The organism is Cobetia sp. 10Alg 146 (assembly GCF_029846385.1).
Classification (GTDB): domain Bacteria; phylum Pseudomonadota; class Gammaproteobacteria; order Pseudomonadales; family Halomonadaceae; genus Cobetia; species Cobetia marina.
Genome location: NZ_JARWKT010000005.1, coordinates 277,257 through 293,943 on the forward strand (window position 1 = coordinate 277,257; position 16,687 = coordinate 293,943).

At 63.3% G+C, this 16,687-nt stretch carries 14 protein-coding genes and 1 other RNA gene; 10 read left to right on the forward strand and 5 right to left on the reverse strand.

What is annotated here, in order from left to right; genetic code table 11:
* Positions 1-105 precede the first annotated feature (105 nt).
* Positions 106-2,565, reverse strand: a complete 2,460-nt coding sequence (ybiO, locus tag QD172_RS11300; RefSeq protein ID WP_170877489.1) for a mechanosensitive channel protein — start codon at positions 2,563-2,565, stop codon at positions 106-108.
* A gap of 427 nt (positions 2,566-2,992) precedes the next feature.
* On the opposite strand from ybiO, the gene QD172_RS11305 reads away from it, so the two are divergent.
* The 4 genes from QD172_RS11305 (at position 2,993) to QD172_RS11320 (ending at position 7,219) form a co-directional block, all read left to right on the forward strand.
* On the forward strand, positions 2,993-3,949 hold the full coding sequence (locus QD172_RS11305; protein WP_077379531.1) for an ABC transporter substrate-binding protein: 957 nt from the start codon (positions 2,993-2,995) through the stop codon (positions 3,947-3,949).
* Between the two features lie 155 nt (positions 3,950-4,104).
* A complete protein-coding gene (locus QD172_RS11310) occupies positions 4,105-5,073 on the forward strand; it encodes an iron ABC transporter permease (protein ID WP_279855806.1) in 969 nt (322 codons plus the stop codon).
* Positions 5,074-5,122: 49 nt separating this feature from the next.
* Entirely contained in the window at positions 5,123-6,226 is a 1,104-nt protein-coding gene (locus QD172_RS11315) for an iron ABC transporter permease (protein ID WP_077379528.1), read from the forward strand.
* A gap of 132 nt (positions 6,227-6,358) precedes the next feature.
* The gene (locus tag QD172_RS11320) at positions 6,359-7,219 is read left to right on the forward strand and encodes an ABC transporter ATP-binding protein (RefSeq protein WP_279855793.1); all 861 of its coding nucleotides are present in this window, start codon (positions 6,359-6,361) and stop codon (positions 7,217-7,219) included.
* Positions 7,220-7,306: 87 nt separating this feature from the next.
* On the opposite strand, the gene ssrA is transcribed toward QD172_RS11320, so the two are convergent.
* Both ssrA and smpB read right to left on the reverse strand, forming a co-directional pair.
* Positions 7,307-7,661: a transfer-messenger RNA gene (ssrA, locus tag QD172_RS11325) on the reverse strand.
* 181 nt (positions 7,662-7,842) lie between these two features.
* Positions 7,843-8,319 (reverse strand): SsrA-binding protein SmpB, encoded by a 477-nt coding sequence (gene smpB, locus QD172_RS11330; protein WP_077379524.1) that lies wholly within the window; start codon positions 8,317-8,319, stop codon positions 7,843-7,845.
* A gap of 162 nt (positions 8,320-8,481) precedes the next feature.
* On the opposite strand from smpB, the gene QD172_RS11335 reads away from it, so the two are divergent.
* A complete protein-coding gene (locus QD172_RS11335; protein WP_077379522.1) occupies positions 8,482-8,919 on the forward strand; it encodes a type II toxin-antitoxin system RatA family toxin in 438 nt (145 codons plus the stop codon).
* A 72-nt stretch (positions 8,920-8,991) separates the two neighbouring features.
* Positions 8,992-9,300 carry an RnfH family protein gene (locus tag QD172_RS11340; RefSeq protein ID WP_191236458.1) on the forward strand — a complete coding sequence of 103 codons (309 nt, stop codon included), beginning with the start codon at positions 8,992-8,994 and terminating at the stop codon, positions 9,298-9,300.
* 159 nt (positions 9,301-9,459) lie between these two features.
* Here QD172_RS11340 and QD172_RS11345 read toward each other — a convergent pair whose 3' ends face one another.
* A complete protein-coding gene (locus QD172_RS11345) occupies positions 9,460-9,888 on the reverse strand; it encodes an outer membrane protein assembly factor BamE (RefSeq protein ID WP_077379518.1) in 429 nt (142 codons plus the stop codon).
* A 78-nt stretch (positions 9,889-9,966) separates the two neighbouring features.
* Here QD172_RS11345 and fur point away from each other — a divergent pair, with 78 nt between their 5' ends.
* The gene (gene fur, locus QD172_RS11350) at positions 9,967-10,389 is read left to right on the forward strand and encodes a ferric iron uptake transcriptional regulator (protein ID WP_077379516.1); all 423 of its coding nucleotides are present in this window, start codon (positions 9,967-9,969) and stop codon (positions 10,387-10,389) included.
* Between the two features lie 155 nt (positions 10,390-10,544).
* On the opposite strand, the gene recN is transcribed toward fur, so the two are convergent.
* A complete protein-coding gene (recN, locus tag QD172_RS11355; protein ID WP_077379980.1) occupies positions 10,545-12,215 on the reverse strand; it encodes a DNA repair protein RecN in 1,671 nt (556 codons plus the stop codon).
* A gap of 364 nt (positions 12,216-12,579) precedes the next feature.
* Here recN and grpE point away from each other — a divergent pair, with 364 nt between their 5' ends.
* The 3 genes from grpE to dnaJ all read left to right on the forward strand — a co-directional run bounded on the left by grpE (position 12,580) and on the right by dnaJ (position 16,665).
* Positions 12,580-13,209, forward strand: coding sequence for a nucleotide exchange factor GrpE (grpE, locus tag QD172_RS11360; protein ID WP_077379514.1), 630 nt, complete (start codon positions 12,580-12,582; stop codon positions 13,207-13,209).
* Positions 13,210-13,425: 216 nt separating this feature from the next.
* Positions 13,426-15,348 carry a molecular chaperone DnaK gene (dnaK, locus tag QD172_RS11365; protein ID WP_077379512.1) on the forward strand — a complete coding sequence of 641 codons (1,923 nt, stop codon included), beginning with the start codon at positions 13,426-13,428 and terminating at the stop codon, positions 15,346-15,348.
* A gap of 168 nt (positions 15,349-15,516) precedes the next feature.
* Positions 15,517-16,665 (forward strand): molecular chaperone DnaJ, encoded by a 1,149-nt coding sequence (dnaJ, locus tag QD172_RS11370; protein ID WP_077379510.1) that lies wholly within the window; start codon positions 15,517-15,519, stop codon positions 16,663-16,665.
* The last annotated feature ends 22 nt before the right edge of the window (positions 16,666-16,687 follow it).

Here is a 16,687-nt window from a genome sequence, read left to right on the forward strand (position 1 = left end):
TACGCCCGCACATGAAAACGCCCCCGAGCCATTGGCTCGGGGGCGTTTTCGTTTCAGTCCGGCGCCCATCGCAGGCAGCCGTGTCGGGATACCCCGGGCGCGTGATCAGTCGCCGTCGGCATCCGGTTGGGTGGTCTGACGGATGCGCTGTTCCTCGGCATCCACGACTTCGCCGTCCTTGGTGGCATGGCGGGTCAGCGGGGTCTCCTCGCGACGCTGAGCCACCTTGGCGGCGGCCTCACGCTGCTCGGGAGTCTTCGGCTGACCGGCGGCGGAGCCATCGATCACGAACGGTTCGTGCATGGTGCGAACGTTGGCCGGCGGCGCACCACCGTCCTTGTCCTGACCGAAGTACATGGTCATGTGCGGGAACGGGATCTCGATGCCGGCGGCGTCGAAGTGCTGCTTCACGAGCTTGTTGTACTCGCGGCCGATGGCCCACTGGTTGCCCGGGCTGGTCTTGATCATCACACGGATGTTGACCGAGCTGTCGGCGAGCGACGAGACGCCAGCGATGGTGACCGGTTCGAGAATCTCCGCGCCATAACTGCTTTCCTGGAGTTCATCGAAGGCCGCACGCAGGTGCACGATGGCGTGATCGACGTTCTCGCGGTAGGAAATGCCGTACTCGCCGACATGGTAGGCGAAGTCACGCATGTAGTTGGAGACGGTATCCACCGAGGAGAACGGCACGATATGGAAGGTGCCGGACAGATCGCGGATGCCCACCGAGCGGATGGTCAGGCGTTCCGCCGTCCCGGTCACGCCACCGGCGGTGACCACGTCACCGGTGTTGATGGCATTCTCGAGCTGGATGAACACGCCGGTGATGATGTCCTGCACCATCTTCTGGGCCCCGAAACCGATCGCCAGACCGAGCACCCCGGCACCGGCCAGCAGCGGCGCGATGTCGATGCCGATCTCCGACAGCACGATCATCGCGGTGAAGACGATCATCGCGATGGCGATGGCATTGCGAAACAGTGCCAGCAGGGTTTCCACGCGTGAGGAGGGCTTGCCCTTGCCGGTATCCGGATTGAGCTTGTGCTCGATCAGGCTGGCGATGCCGACCCAGATCACGACCGCGAAGGCGAGGATGAACAGCACATGGAAGATGCGTGACAGCAGCAGGGCCCCGGCGTCCGTTGCCAGCCAGTCGCCAAGCGCCACGATGCTCCAGGCATTCAGCACCATGCCGACCACGACGACCAGGATGATGGCGCGCATGATGCGCAGCGCGGTCGGGATGTAGGAGTTGAGGCGCGTCTCCAGCATCGGCAGCTGACCACGCAGCTTGTCGGACACCTGGATGCGCTTGCCGATCAGCTGCGTCAGCACGCGAGACAGCAGTGCCCCGCCACCGATGGCGAGCAGCGTCTTGAGCGTCGCGGCCATCATGAATGGCAGCGCCTCTTCCGGTGTCGTCTGCGAGATGATGAACAGGGTCGCGAAGTAGGCCAGCGCGATCAGGTGCCAGGTACGCGCCAGAATGCGCAGGCAGACGGCGATGAAGGCATTGTGGGTCTCGCGGGCCTGATCGAGCAAGCGGTCACGCAGCAGAACACGGTTGCGGCTGATGACCACGATGGCCCAGATCAGCGCGATACCCATGATCAGCAGGCTGACGAAGCTGCCCACGGCCGGTGCCAGATTGTTGTTGATCATCGGTACCACGACGAGGATACCGTAGCCGATGAAGCCGGCGAGCAATGCCAGTGAGCGATTCCAGTAGCGGGCGACCTCATCTCGCATCGGCATCAGGCGCAGGCCCTGGTAGCCGGAGGAGAACAGCATGCGCATCAAGGCCTTGACCAGCTCGATCACCAGATAGGCATTCAGGAACATCGACTCGCGCTGTCCTATCACGCCCTGTTCGCCATAGGCGAAGATGGCCAGCAGATAGCCCCCCAGGAACGCCAGACCGATCACGGCCACATCGACGATCGCCGCGATGATCACTGCCATCAGGGTGCGCAGCAGCGGGCTGCGGTGCTGACCATCCAGCGACCATTGGCTGACGCGACTGAAGAGCGGATGTGCCAGCCGGCGCAGGACCAGGAACAGCCCGATGGTGGAGATGACCACCAGCCCCAGACTGATGGCTTCGGTCATGAAGCGCTCCCAGTCGATGCTGCTGGCATCTTCACTGCCGAGGCCGCTGAGCGTCTGGATCATGCGGTCCAGGGTCGCGGAAAGCTCTGCGACAAGCTCCTGGCTGATCTCGGCCAGCTGGCGGGACAGTGACGGTGAGTCCTCGCTCAGCGTGACTTCCGCCCCCGCCACCTCGGCTGCCTGTTCGCTCGTCTTGCTGTCCAGCTGGCGCAAGCCTTCAATCAGTGCTTCACGCTGGTCGGGGTCCTCGAGCAACGTCGCCAGACTCTCATAGGACGAACTGGCGGCGTCAGCATCGCTGGCGGGGGCGGCATGCGCCAGGCCACTGACGCTGAGGCACAGCATGATCGCCAGTGCCATCAGGCCCTGTAACCAGCCGGCACTCAGGCGCGAGGCGATCGATGACGTTGCGGTTTGCGCGGGAGGGGAGTGGGGGGGGATCGGGGTCGCCACTGATGGCTTCTCCTGTCTGGTGAATGTCGGATGGAGATGGAGTCGAGTCATGCGGGCTCCCTGAGGTGACTCGGAGGCACCCGGATAGCTGAGCGTCTGTGCCTTTTGGACATCGGCATGGCCACGTCATACGTCAGGCGCTGTCGATTGGATGTGGGAGCGTGATGTGCGCATCCCGCGCACGCACTCTCCTGTGTTATCGGGGCGATTGCAGGTAACCCAACCCCCGATGACGGTATGCGAGAGATTCTTCAGCGCCACAGCCTGCGGCAGCGCTGCGCATCCTTCAAGCCTTGCTCACCGGATTGTTGCAATGTCGCGTTGCAGGAACTGATGTGGCCCGATGGCTGGACAGGCGGTATTGTTGCGATCAATTATTATTACCATCCGATGTCGCCGCCCTGATATTCGCTCCCTGGAGAAACGAATGACCCACTCTTCCCATGTGTTTGCTGTTCCTGCCCTGTCCCGCCTGCGTCGTGGGCTGATGGCGTCACTGGCGGTCGTGTTGATGGGAGCCACGGTGTCTGCCGAGGCTCGTGAGGTCCAGACCGCCTATGGTGAACTGGAGCTCGAGGGCACTCCGCAGCGCGTGGTCACGCTCTATGAAGGGGCATTGGATGTGGCGGTCGCCAGCGAGGTGACGCCGCTGGGCGCGGTCACCACGCGCGGCGGTGATGGCGTGGCCAGCTATCTCCAATCTCGGGTGCCGGAGATCGAGATCGTCGGTACACCGCGAGAGTTCAATCTCGAGGCCATCGTGGCGCTCAAGCCGGACATGATTCTGGCTCCCCCGGGGCTGGACAAGGCGCAATATCAGCTGATGTCGCGTCTGGCGCCGACCATCGTGCCAGGCGGGGAGGCGCTCAGCCGGGAGGCCTGGAAGCAGCAGAGCCGAGTCTATGCCCTGGCGCTCGGGGAAGAGGCCGAAGCGGAGCTCGAGGCGCGTCTGGCCGCCATCGACGCTCACGCGGCGCGCCTGAAGGCCGAGATGACCACACCGCAGACTGCCAGCCTGGTGCGTCGCATGCCGGGTGGCCTGATGGCGATGTCCGATGAGCTGTTCGCGACCGGCTTGCTCGCCGCGACCGGCTATCAGCTGGTGGGCGGGGATCTGGTCAAGCCGGGGCGTCCGCACTCCGACCCGCTGAGCGATGAGAACATGGCGCGCATCGATGCCGACACACTCTTCCTGGCGACCCTGGATGATTCTTCTGAGGCTGCCGCTGACGCCCTGGCGAAGGAGCCGGCCTTCCAGCGTCTCGAGCACGCATCGCGTGACAGTCTGGTCGGCGTCAATGGTCAGTTGTGGACCAGTGCCAGTGGCCCGCTGGCGGCCGAGGCGCTGCTCAAGGACATCGAGCAGGCGCGCAGTGATGGGTAAGCGGGACTGGCCCGTCTCGACTCATCAGGCGTCATGCCGTCAGGTCGGGAGGCAGCATGGCGGCTGAAGGAGCGTCCTCACGGCCTGGCTCCCCACAGACAGCTCTTCGCCCGGCGACCCGCAAGGTCGCCGGGCGTCTGTCGTTGGGGCAGGTCATGCCAGTGGCGTGTCTGGCGGCGGTACTGGCCTGCCTGGCCAGTCTGTTGTGGGGCGCGGGAAATATCGGCCCTGCCCAGGCGTGGGCGGTATTGATGGGGCAGGGCAGCGAGGAGGCCCGCTTCGTGGTCACCGAGCTGCGTGCACCGCGTACCGTGATCGGCATCGCCGTGGGCATGATGCTGGCCTGCGGCGGCGCATTGATGCAGGTGGTCGCACGCAATCCCCTGGCGGAGCCGGGGCTGCTGGGTGTCAGCGCAGGCGCGGCCTTTGCCGTCGCCATCGCCCTGTTGCTGGGGATGGAGGCCGCAGGCCTGCATGTGCTGGTGGCTCAGGCTGGCGCCTTGCTGGGCTGCCTGTTCGTGATGAGCACGGTGCGGCTGAGTGGTGCACGCCAGGACCCCGTGCGCCTGGTACTGGCCGGTGCAGCGCTTTCCAGCCTGCTGGTGGCTCTCACGTCGCTGGTATTGCTGATCGACCAGCGCGCGGCAGACGAGATCCGTTTCTGGGTCATCGGCAGTCTGGCAGGGCGTTCGCTGGAGGCGCTGGGTGGCAGCCTGCCGAGCCTCATGCTCGCCCTCGCGTTGACGCTGTGGCTGGTCAGGCCGCTGGCGGCATTGGCGCTGGGAGAGGCGGTGGCCAGTGGACTTGGCCATCACCCGGGGCGCGTGCGCAAGCTGACGGTACTGGTGGTCGCGTTGCTGGTCGGGGCCGCCACGGCCCTCGCGGGGCCGATCGCCTTCGTGGGACTGGCCGTGCCTTATGTCGCGCGTGCGCTGTGTGGCGCGGATATCCGCCGCACCTTGTGGTTGTGCCTGCCGCTGGGCGTGGTGATGCTGGTGAGCGCCGACGTGGTCTCGCGTCTGCTCGTTCGTCCTTCCGAGTTGCCGCTGGGCGTGCTGACCACGCTGCTGGGCGCGCCGGTACTGATTGCCGTGGTGCGCGCTCGTCGCCTGCCGATTCTGTGAGTCAGGCTTCAATGCGCCGTTCTTCATGACAGATAACCCGGAAATGCCCATGTATCGCTCCGCTCCTTCTTCATCGGCCTCTTCTGATGCCGGGGTGCCTCGGCGCCAGGCATCATGCCCTGTCGCCACGGCACCGGCCGATACGTTCTGGTGGCGCTGCGGTCCCCTGTCGTTGCTGTGGCATCGGGCGCCATTGCTGGCCAACCTCGGTCTGCTGCTGGCACTGCTGAGTGCCTGCGTGGCCGCCTTGATGCTGGGCAGCGCGGGCCTGGGCCCCTACGCCGCCCTGAAGGCCGCGTTCGGCCATGGTGAATTCGCCGATGTCTTCGTGGTCCGGGAGCTGCGGCTGCCGAGACTGCTGGCCGGCCTCGGAACGGGCGCCGCCTTCTCGTTGGCTGGCTGTCTGATGCAGACACTGGCCAGCAACCGTCTCGCCACGCCGGGCATCATCGGCATCGACAATGGCGCGACCGCCTTTGCGGTTGCCTCCGTCGTCGGGCTCGGCGCCTCGCTGGCACCACCGGCGATGGCACTGAGTGGCGCCGTGGTCGCCACGGCGCTGGCCTTCGGGCTTTCCGGTGGCATCGGCACGCGCGGCTATCGCTTCCTGGTCGCGGGGATCGGCGTCGGGGCGCTGTTCGGTGCCGGCACCCAGTTGATGCTGGCGCGGGTGTCCATCGATGTCGCCAACAGCGCCTATCCGTGGACGGTGGGGAGCCTCAACGCACGGGATGCCTCCTCGCTCGAATGGCTGGGCATTGCCTTGCTGCTGGCGGTGCCGGCGGCGTTGTGGCTGGGGCGAGGGCTCAATACGCTGCGCTTTACCGATTCTGTCGCCATCGGACTTGGTCAGCATGTCGCCCGTGTGCGCATGGCGACGCTGTGGCTCTCGGTACTGCTGACGGCCGCCGCGGTGGCCGTGGCCGGCCCGGTGGGCATGGTGGCGCTGGTCGGTCCCGAGATCGCCCGCTACCTGTCGCGCCACAAGGGAGTGCCCTTGCTGGGTTCGGCATTGGCAGGGGCGCTGGTGATGGTGCTGGCGGACCTCGCGGGACGCACGTTGCTGTCACCTCTCGAGATTCCGGTCGGCATCGTGATGGCGGTGGTCGGCAGCCCCTATCTGCTGTGGATCCTGCTGCGCAGCCCGCGCTAGTCAGGCTGTCCTGTCCGGCCGATGCCCCCATTCATCGTGTGGCTGACATGTCTGCATCACTGACATGAGAGTCGCCCGCAGCCCTCGCGGACCAATCGGGTCACGAGGGTCATCGTTTCAGGAGAATGCGCCATGAGCGCTGAACATCATCCACGCTGCGGGGACGCCGTGGCCGCCACTCTCAAGGCCAGTGAGCTGTCGCTGGGGTATGGCAGCGGACAGCGGCATGTGGCCGTGATCGATGCGCTGACGCTGGCGCTGCCGGATGGCAAGGTGACGGCCATCGTCGGGCCCAACGGCTGTGGCAAGTCCACGCTGCTGGCCGGTCTGGCTCGCCTGCAGGCACCGCATGCCGGCGCGGTATTGCTGGAGGGCCAGGACATACGGCGTCTCGGGCGCCGTGATGTCGCGCAGCGCATCGCGTTGCTGCCCCAGGAGACGCACTCGCCGGAAGGCGTGACGGTGCATGAGCTGGTGCGCTTCGGTCGCCAGCCGCATCAGGGAGCCTTCCGTCAGTGGTCGCAGGAGGATCAGGAGGTGGTCTCGGCGGCGATCGCGGCCGCTGACATCGAGAGTCTGGCCGACCGTGAGCTGGCCTCCATGTCCGGTGGCCAGCGTCAGCGTGCCTGGATCGCGATGGCGCTGGCGCAGCAGACGCCGCTGCTGTTGCTGGATGAGCCGACCTCGGCGCTGGATCTCGGCCATCAGATCGAGGTCTTCGAACTGATCCAGCGGCTGGCCCACGAGGAAGGCAAGACCATCGTGATGGTGGTGCATGACCTGGCCAGTGCCTGTCGCTATGCCGACCACCTCGTGGCGATGCATGCGGGCAGCGTGGTCGCGGAAGGTCCGCCCTCCGAAGTGGTGACACCGGCGCTGGTGCGCAAGCTCTACGGTGTCGAATGCCGGCTGATTCCTGACCCCGAGACCGGTACCCCGCTGTTGATCGGCGTGCGGCGCACGAACGAGCGCCTGAGTGGCAGTGCTACCTGAGAGCGCCTGGCACGACTCGGCGCGTGGAATATCAGACAGCAGAAAACAAGAAGGCCTCCCCGAGGGGAGGCCTTCTTGTCACGGATATGGTGGAGGCGACGGGAGTCGAACCCGTGTCCGCCGGCACTCCGCCTTCGGCTCTACATGCTTAGTTTCATTATTTGATTTAACACGACTGCCGCCAATGAACAGGCTACAGCAATGCGATTCTCTGAGTTTTAATCTCGACCTTAGAGACGTCGGCCAAGACGATCCTGTTTATACGGGCTCGTTCTCAATCCACCTTGAACAGGCGCAACGGTATCATGAGCAGCTTATGCAGCTAGAGCGTAGTTGTCGTCGTTTGCGACTATATATTTGCAACGTTTTATTTACGAGATACGTTACGATCTCGGCATGCACCTCAGGGTTTGCCACCAGCGTCGAATGCCAGAACGCCCCCATAACAGTGTTACTGCTTGCTGCTTTGCTACGGTGTCATCATAACAGGTGGAGACTGTGCTACGCCAGTTCAAGGCCTCAGGAATTTTTTCTGGTCTGACAGTGATTTGCCGTGATTCAAAGCCCTTGTCTCCCACATCGCAACGGCGCAGGCGCGGCGCGTGATCATGGCGCTGACAGTCTCAGCGATCCCGCAGGATTCGTGCCTTCTGGCGATTCCAGTCACGGTCCTTCTCGGTGGCACGCTTGTCATGCATCTTCTTGCCTTCCACCAGCGCGATCTCGCATTTCACGATCGCGTTCTTCCAGTACAGCTTGATGGGGACGCAGGTGTGACCCTTGTCCTGGGTGCGCGAGAAGATGCGCGCGATCTGCTTCTTGTGCAGCAACAGCTTGCGCGTGCGTTGCGGGTCCGCCACCGCGTGGGTGTTGACCGTCTCCAGCGGATGGATATGACAGCCGAGCAGCCAAGCCTCACCGTTCTTGATCACGATGTAGGTGTCCGTCAGCTGGCCCTTGCCCGCCCGCAGCGCCTTGACCTCCCAGCCTGCCAGTACCAGCCCCGCCTCGAAGGCTTCCTCGATGTGGTATTCGTGGCGTGCCTTCTTGTTCTGGGCGATCAGGTTGCCGCCCTGTTGGGGTTTCTTTTTCTTGCCCATGTTGCCTCGTTTGTCGTGTGCTCCTGCCACTGCCCGACGGACAGCTGGCGCATCCTTCTGGATGGGGGGAGGCGTGTTACCATTCAAGGCCAGACGGCACTTCATGCGCCGGCCCATTGTTCATGATACGCAAGGCGCGTATCCAAGTCAGCGGAGAGCTAGATGCCTACGGTCAACCGGTCTGCCCTGGTTCGGCACTCGGCCCAGGCGATGTTCGATCTGGTCAATGATTTCGAGCGTTACCCCGAATTCCTGCCGGGCTGCAGTGATGCCCAGTTGCTTGAGCAGGATGACGCCCATCTGGTGGGCAGGCTGACTCTGTCCAAGGCGGGCATGGAGCAGAGCTTCGTGACCCGCAATGATCTGTTCGCCCCCCAGCGCATAGAGTTGAGTCTGGTCGACGGCCCTTTCAAGCGTCTCGAGGGACGCTGGCTGTTCACGCCGCTGAGCGAGGATGCCTGCAAGGTCTCGCTGGAGCTGGATTTCGAATTCAGCAATCGCCTGCTGGGCATGGCCTTCGGCAAGTTGTTCAGTCAGGTCGCCGGTCAGATGGTCGAGGCGTTCACGCGGCGTGCTGACCAGCTGTACGGCGCGAATTGATGTCCGCCGCAGGCAAGGCCGTAGAGAAGGCCTGATGACGTGGTCTGAAAGGTGAGTCCGACAGGAGCAAGCATGAGCGACAGAATCACGGTCGAGGTGGCCTATGCGCTGCCGGAGAAGCAGAAGATCATCTCACTGGCCGTCGCGCCGGGAACCACGGCGCGCGAGGCCGTGCGCATGGCACATCTCGAGCAACATTTCCCGACACTGGGCGCCGAGGTCTTTCTCGAGGCGGATCTCGGGATCTTCGGCAAGGCGTTGCGCAAGCCCGATGAGCACGTGCTGGATGCCGGTGACCGGGTCGAGGTCTATCGTGCCTTGATCAACGACCCCAAGCTTGCTCGCAAGCGCCGGGCCGACAAGGCACGCGCCGAGAAGTAGCGGTGTCCTCACCGGGCATCGGCGACCGTACGCAAGACGGGGCACCCTGGGGTGCCCCGTCTGTCATCACGACTCGGTCCCTCTTGCTATCCGAGCGCTGGCGGGCATGCCGTTTCCCGCCAGCCGGACCTGTCGATGACGGGCCCGCTGGCGGTCGACTTACAGCTCGTCCGGCAGGTCAGCGGCGCCTGCACCACTGTCGTTGCGGTTCGGCTGTGCGGCACGCGGGTCGATGTCGAGGTCCGGCACGATGACGGTCTCCTTGTCGATGTCGCCGCTCTTGTCGATGGTGGAAAGCACATCGCCGTCGAAATTCAGCGTGACGCGCTTGTTGATGATCTCGCCGTCCGCTTTCTTGAGGCGATATACGTAGTCCCAGCTATTCTCACTGAAGGGAGCGGTTAGCAGCGGTGAACCCATCACATAGATGACCTGTTCGCGGCTCATGCCCGGCTTCAATTGCTCGACCATTTCCGGCTTGATCAGGTTGCCCTGTGGAAGGTCGCGCTTGTAGACGCTGAAGTAGCTACACCCGGTGAGCAGCGACAGGGCGCTGCAAAAGGCGACTGTTTTGATCAAGTTTTGCATTTGCCCTGAAGATTCCCTATCGTTTTGCCTTGGCCGATCATACCTGATACATCAAGCGACTGCGAAGAGTACCCCAGCATGGCCGATCAGAACCATGAACTGCGCAAGGCGGGACTCAAGGTAACCCTACCGCGAGTCAAGATCCTGCAGATCCTCGAGAAATCGATGGATCGACACCTGAGTGCCGAGGACGTGTACAAGGCGTTGCTTGAGGCTGGCGAAGATGTCGGTCTGGCGACGGTTTATCGTGTGCTCACCCAGTTTGAAACTGCTGGACTGGTGATGCGTCACAATTTCGATGGCGGCCATGCTGTCTTCGAATTGTCCCAGGAAGAACACCATGACCACATGGTATGTCTGGACAGCGGCGAGATCATAGAGTTCTGTGATCCCGAGATCGAGCGCCGCCAGCGCGAGATCGTCGAGGAGCATGGCTATGAGCTGGTCGAGCATGCGCTGGTGCTCTACGTGCGTCCCAAGGACACCAAGAGCGACAGCTGATGCTCAGGCCTCGCCTGTGTCAGGGATGACAAGGTTCGCTGCAGGACAGAAACACCAACGGCCGCCCCACAGGGGCGGCCGTTGGTGTTTCTGGCGTTCGAACTGCCAGGAGGTTCATTGGACGAATGGACGTCGGGAAGGCGGCCTGTCGGGGCTCAGTGACGGCTGTCCGCCGCGCTGAGCATCTCGCGAGCGTGTGCCAGGGTCTGCTCGGACAGGTGAATGCCGCCCAGCATGCGTGCCAGTTCCCGCACGCGGCCACTCTCGTCCAGCAGTGCCATGTGGGTGCGTGTGGTGTTCTTCTCTGCCTGCTTCTCGATATGCAGATGTTGATGCGCCTGGGCCGCGACCTGAGGCAGGTGGGTGACGGTCAGCACCTGACCCTTGTCGCCCAGTCGGCGCAGCAGCTGACCGACGATCTCGGCGGTCGCACCGGAGATGCCGACATCCACTTCATCGAAGACCAGGCTGGGAATGGTCGAGCGACTGGCGGCCACTACCTGAATGGCCAGCGAGACGCGGGACAGTTCACCGCCCGAAGCAACCTTGGCCAGCGCCCGCGGCGGCTGCCCCGGGTTGGCACTGATGCGGAAGTGGATGCGCTCCATGCCTTCGGGTTGCGGGCGCTCGCGTGGCTCGACGGCAACCTCGAACGTCGCCTTGCCCATGCCGAGGAAGGCCAGTTGATCCTGGATGTCGCTGGCCAGCTGGGGGGCGGCAGCGGCTCGTGACGTACCGACCTCAGTAGCCAGGATCTTCCAGGCATCCCGGCGGGCCGCCACTTCCTGACGCAGGGCCTCGATGGCCTCCTCGTCACCCCCGAGCCCTTCCAGCTCCTCGCTCAGTCGCTGGTGCAGGCCATGCAGCTCCTCGGGCAAGACATGATGCTTGCGGGCGATCTGGTGGATGCGCCCAAGGCGCTCATCGACGAAGGCCAGACGCTCCGGGTCGAGTTCGGTGACTTCGACGAAGCGGTTCAGCTCGCGTGCCGCTTCTTCTATCTGGATGCGTGCCTCTTCCAACATGCCCAGTGCGCTGGCCAGCGAACCCTGCTCGCTGCCCGGCAGGTGTGTCAGTCGCGCCACGGCCTGATTGAGGCGCGCGAGGGCACCTTCATCATCATGATCGCAGCACTCGGCGGCGGCCTGCGCCTCGCTGAGAATCTGTTCGGCATTGGCCAGGGTTTCCTGCTCCTGCTCCAGTGCCTCCAGCTCGCCCTCGCTGAGTGCCAGCTCATCAAGCTCCTCGACCTGATAGCGCAACAGCTGGCGACGAGCGCGTACCTCGTCGCCATCATTGCTCATGCGCTTGAGGCGGCGATGTGCCTCCTGCCAGTGGCGGAAGTCCTCGCGCAGCTGCGTGACCTGCGTCTCGATCCCGGCGTACTCGTCGAGCTGACGCAGGTGCGTCTCTTCCTTCAGCAGCGAGTGGTGGGCGTGCTGGGAATGGATGTCGATCAGGTGCTCACCCAGTTCCCGCAGGTCCGCGATGGTGCAGGGGGTGCCGTTGATCCAGGCCTTCGAGCGTCCGCTGGCGGTGATCACCCGGCGCAGCAGGCAGTCGTCGCTGCCCAGCTCGCGTTCGTCCAGCCACTCGCGCGCGTCGCTGAGGCTTGTGATATCGAAGCGTGCGATGAGATCCGCGCGATCCGCGCCGTGTCGCACGCTGCCAGCATCGGCACGTTCGCCCAGGCACAGGCCGAGTGCACCGAGCAGGATGGACTTGCCGGCACCCGTCTCGCCGGTGATGGCGGTCATGCCGCGGCGAAAATCGAGTTCCAGTGTCTCGACGATGGCGAAATCTTGAATGGCGAGCTGTAGCAGCATGACTACCTCCGAAGGGAAGCTGGGGCGTACGCCGTGCCGATCATTGCCCGTTTCGGGGGTGACTACGGAGTCGCCATACAGGATGTACATACAGTGTATATGGCTTTTTATACAGCACGCTCCGTCGGCCTTCAATCCATGCCGGACTCAGCTGGCAGAAAAGCCGCATCGAAGGCTTGAGAAGCCGAGTGCCGGCCCCATATAAAGGCCCTGACACTCATCGTCGGCAGCAATGGCGCGGCCTTGCTGCCCTACAGGCAACTCATGGCCTGTCTTCAGGGGCTTGCCATCGTCGTCTCGAGGCAGGCTCCGCAGGCCACGAACAGGGCAATGGCGCACAGACGTCGGCCCGCAGGAGAACAGCATGGCTCAGGATCCGCAGACCCCGATGGATGAAGAACTTCAGCGTGCCGCTCGCGACGCCGAGCCGCAGCCGGAAACTCCGGAAGGCGAAGTGATTGAAGACATACTGGATGCCACCGATGTCGCCGCCGAAAGCGAAGGTGAGCTGATCGACAATCCGGAAGCCGAGATGCTGGCCGCTCAGGTCGAGGAACTCGAGCAGGCGGTGAAGGAGGCGAAGGACCAGGCGCTGCGTTCAGCTGCCGAGGCGCAGAACGCGCGCCGTCGCGCCGAGCAGGATGCCGAGAAGGCTCGCAAGTTCGCGCTGGAGAAGTTCGTCAAGGAAATGCTGCCGGTGGTGGACTCGCTCGAGAAGGCGCTTGAGTCCATGAGCGACGACGAGGCAGCCAAGGCACATGTCGAAGGTATCGAGATGACCTTGAAAATGCAGCTGGATGCCCTGAACAAGTCAGGCGTCGAGCAGCTGGACCCGCACGGCGAGCCCTTCGACCCGGAATACCATCAGGCGGTCGCCATGGTGCCATCTCCGGATGCCGAGCCGAACAGCGTCATCGACGTGATGCAGAAGGGCTACACCCTCAATGGTCGCCTGGTGCGTCCGGCGATGGTCGCGGTCAGCAAGGCCAACTGAGGCCCTGCGGGGTCGAGTGGCCATGAGGGCATGTGTCGTGATGGCACATGCCCGCCCTGCGGGGCTTCAAGGAGGATCAGGGCGGCAAAAAATGCCAGCACACCCTTGAAAGCCTGACGCGCGACCCCACTTATTGAAGCAAGTTCAGGTGCCGACACAAGGTACCGACAACCAGACTCATCTTTCAGGCTAGCAACAGATTCGAGGTATACGATTATGGGACGCATCATCGGTATTGACTTGGGTACTACCAACTCCTGTGTGGCAGTGCTCGACGGCGACAAGACCAAGGTCATCGAAAACGCTGAAGGTGGCCGCACCACGCCGTCCATCATCGCCTACACCGACGACAACGAGATCCTTGTCGGTCAGTCGGCCAAGCGTCAGGCAGTGACCAACCCGGAGAACACCCTGTTCGCGGTCAAGCGTCTGATCGGTCGCAAGTTCAAGGATGATGTCGTCCAGAAAGACATCAAGATGGTGCCGTACAAGATCGTCGAAGCCGACAATGGCGATGCCTGGGTCCAAGTGAAGGACAAGAAGATGGCACCGCCGCAGATCAGTGCGGAAATCCTCAAGAAGATGAAGAAGACCGCGGAAGACTACCTCGGTGAAGAAGTCACCGAAGCGGTCATCACCGTGCCGGCCTACTTCAACGACTCCCAGCGTCAGGCGACCAAGGACGCCGGCCGCATCGCGGGTCTCGAGGTCAAGCGCATCATCAACGAGCCGACTGCCGCGGCACTCGCCTACGGCATGGACAAGTCTCGTGGTGACAAGACCATCGCGGTCTACGACCTGGGTGGCGGTACCTTCGATATCTCCATCATCGAAGTCGCGGACGTCGACGGTGAGACCCAGTTCGAAGTGCTCGCCACCAACGGCGACACCTTCCTGGGCGGTGAAGATTTCGACATGCATCTGATCAACTACCTCGTTGACCAGTTCAAGTCCGACAGCGGCATCGACCTGTCCGGCGACAATCTCGCCATGCAGCGTCTGAAGGAAGCTGCCGAGAAGGCCAAGATCGAGCTGTCCAGCGCTCAGCAGACCGACGTGAACCTGCCGTACATCACCGCAGACAACACCGGTCCGAAGCACCTGAACGTCAAGGTGACCCGTTCCAAGCTCGAGTCGCTGGTCGATGAGCTGGTCGCTCGCTCCCTGAAGCCGTGCCAGACCGCTCTGGCCGATGCCGGCCTGTCCGCTTCCGAGATCGACGATGTCATCCTGGTCGGTGGTCAGACTCGCATGCCGCTGGTGCAGTCCAAGGTCGCTGAATTCTTCGGCAAGGAAGCGCGCAAGGACGTCAACCCGGATGAAGCGGTCGCCGTCGGCGCCGGTATCCAGGGCGGCGTGCTGGGTGGCGACGTCAAGGACGTGCTGCTGCTGGACGTGACGCCGCTGACGCTGGGCATCGAGACCATGGGTGGCGTGCTGACTCCGCTGATCGAGAAGAACACCACCATCCCGACCAAGAAGTCTCAGGTGTTCTCCACTGCTGACGACAACCAGGGCGCGGTGACCATCCACGTCCTGCAGGGTGAGCGCAAGCAGGCGGCACAGAACAAGTCCCTGGGGCGTTTCGACCTGGCTGACATCCCGCCGGCCCCGCGTGGTGTGCCGCAGATCGAAGTCGCCTTCGATCTGGATGCCAACGGTATCCTGAACGTGTCCGCCAAGGACAAGGCCACCGGCAAGGAACAGTCCATCGTCATCAAGTCTTCCGGCGGCCTGTCCGACGAAGAGATCGAACAGATGGTGCGTGACGCGGAAGCCAACGCCGACGAAGACAAGAAGTTCGAGGAAATGGTCCAGCTGCGCAATCAGGCCGATGGCATGATCCACGCGACCAGAAAGACCCTGACCGAAGCCGGTGACAAGGCCGAAGCCAGCGAGAAGGAAGCCATCGAGACGGCGATCTCCGAGCTGGAAGAAGCCCTGAAAGGCGACGACAAGGACGCGATCCAGGCCAAGCTGGATGCGCTGACCGAAGCTTCCGGCAACCTGGCGCAGAAGATGTACGCCGAGCAGGGTGCCCAGGGTGAGCAGGCTGGCGACGGTCAGGCTGACAAGAAGCAAGACGACGACGTGGTTGACGCCGAGTACGAGGAAGTCAACGACGACAAGAAGTCCTGAGGGATCTCTTGAACGACGTCTGATGACAGCGCGGGAGCCTTGCGAAGGTGTCCCGCGTTGTCGTTTGCACCGGTAGCGTATCGCGTGGGCGCACGCTGTCGGTGACAGCCGATATCCCAGAACAGACAGGCAGCCTTGGGCTGCCAGCAATCCAGGCGGACCTGATCCATGTCCAAGCGTGATTATTACGAAGTGCTTGGTGTCGAGCGTGGCGCCGACACCAAGGACATCAAGAAGGCGTACCGACGCCTGGCTCAGAAGCATCACCCTGACCGCAATCCGGATGACGAGGCCTCGGCGGAGAAGTTCCGCGAAGTGTCGGAAGCCTACGAAGTGCTGTCCGATGCGGACAAGCGCGCGGCCTATGACCAGTTCGGTCATGCCGGTGTCGACGGCCAGGGCGGCGGTGGCTTCGGCGGCGGTGGCTTTGGTGGTGGTGCCGGTGGCTTCGGCGACGTGTTCGGCGATGTCTTCGGTGACATCTTCGGTGGCGGCGGTGGTCGTCGCAATCCGAACGCTCCTCAGCGTGGTAGCGACCTGCGCTACAACCTTGATCTCGACCTGGAATCGGCGGTCGCCGGTACCACGGTCGACATCCGCGTGCCGCGTCTGGCTGCCTGTGGTCACTGTGATGGTGACGGCGCCGAGCCGGGTTCCACCAAGGAAACCTGCCCGACCTGCAACGGCATGGGCAAGGTGCGCATGCAGCAGGGCTTCTTCGCGGTCGAGCAGGCATGTCCGACCTGCCACGGGCGTGGCGAGAAGATCAGCGTACCGTGCCGCAAGTGTCACGGCGAAGGCCGCGTGCAGGAATCCAAGACCCTCTCGGTCAAGATTCCGCCGGGCGTCGACACCGGTGACCGTATCCGCCTGAACGGCGAAGGCGAGGGCGGTGTCAACGGCGGGCCGTCAGGTGATCTGTATGTCCAGGTCAATCTGCGCGAGCACGAGATCTTCAAGCGTGATGGGCGTCACCTGCAGTGTGAAGTGCCGATCAGCTTCGTGGATGCAGCGCTCGGTGGTGAACTCAACGTCCCGACGCTGGATGGTCGTGTCGTGCTCAAGATTCCGGCCGAGACCCAGACGGGCAAGTTGTTCCGACTGCGCGGCAAGGGCGTCAAGCCGGTGCGTGGTGGCCCTGCCGGCGATCTGCTGTGCAAGGTGGTCATCGAGACACCTGTCAGCCTGAACGAAGAGCAGAAGGAGCTGCTGCGCCAGTTCCAGCAGAGTCTTGGCGATACCGGCAAGAGCCACTCGCCGAAGGAGAACAGCTTCTTCGATGGCGTGAAGAAGTTTTTCGAGGACATGAAGCCCTAGGCTGCGTCTTCGTTCTCCTCCG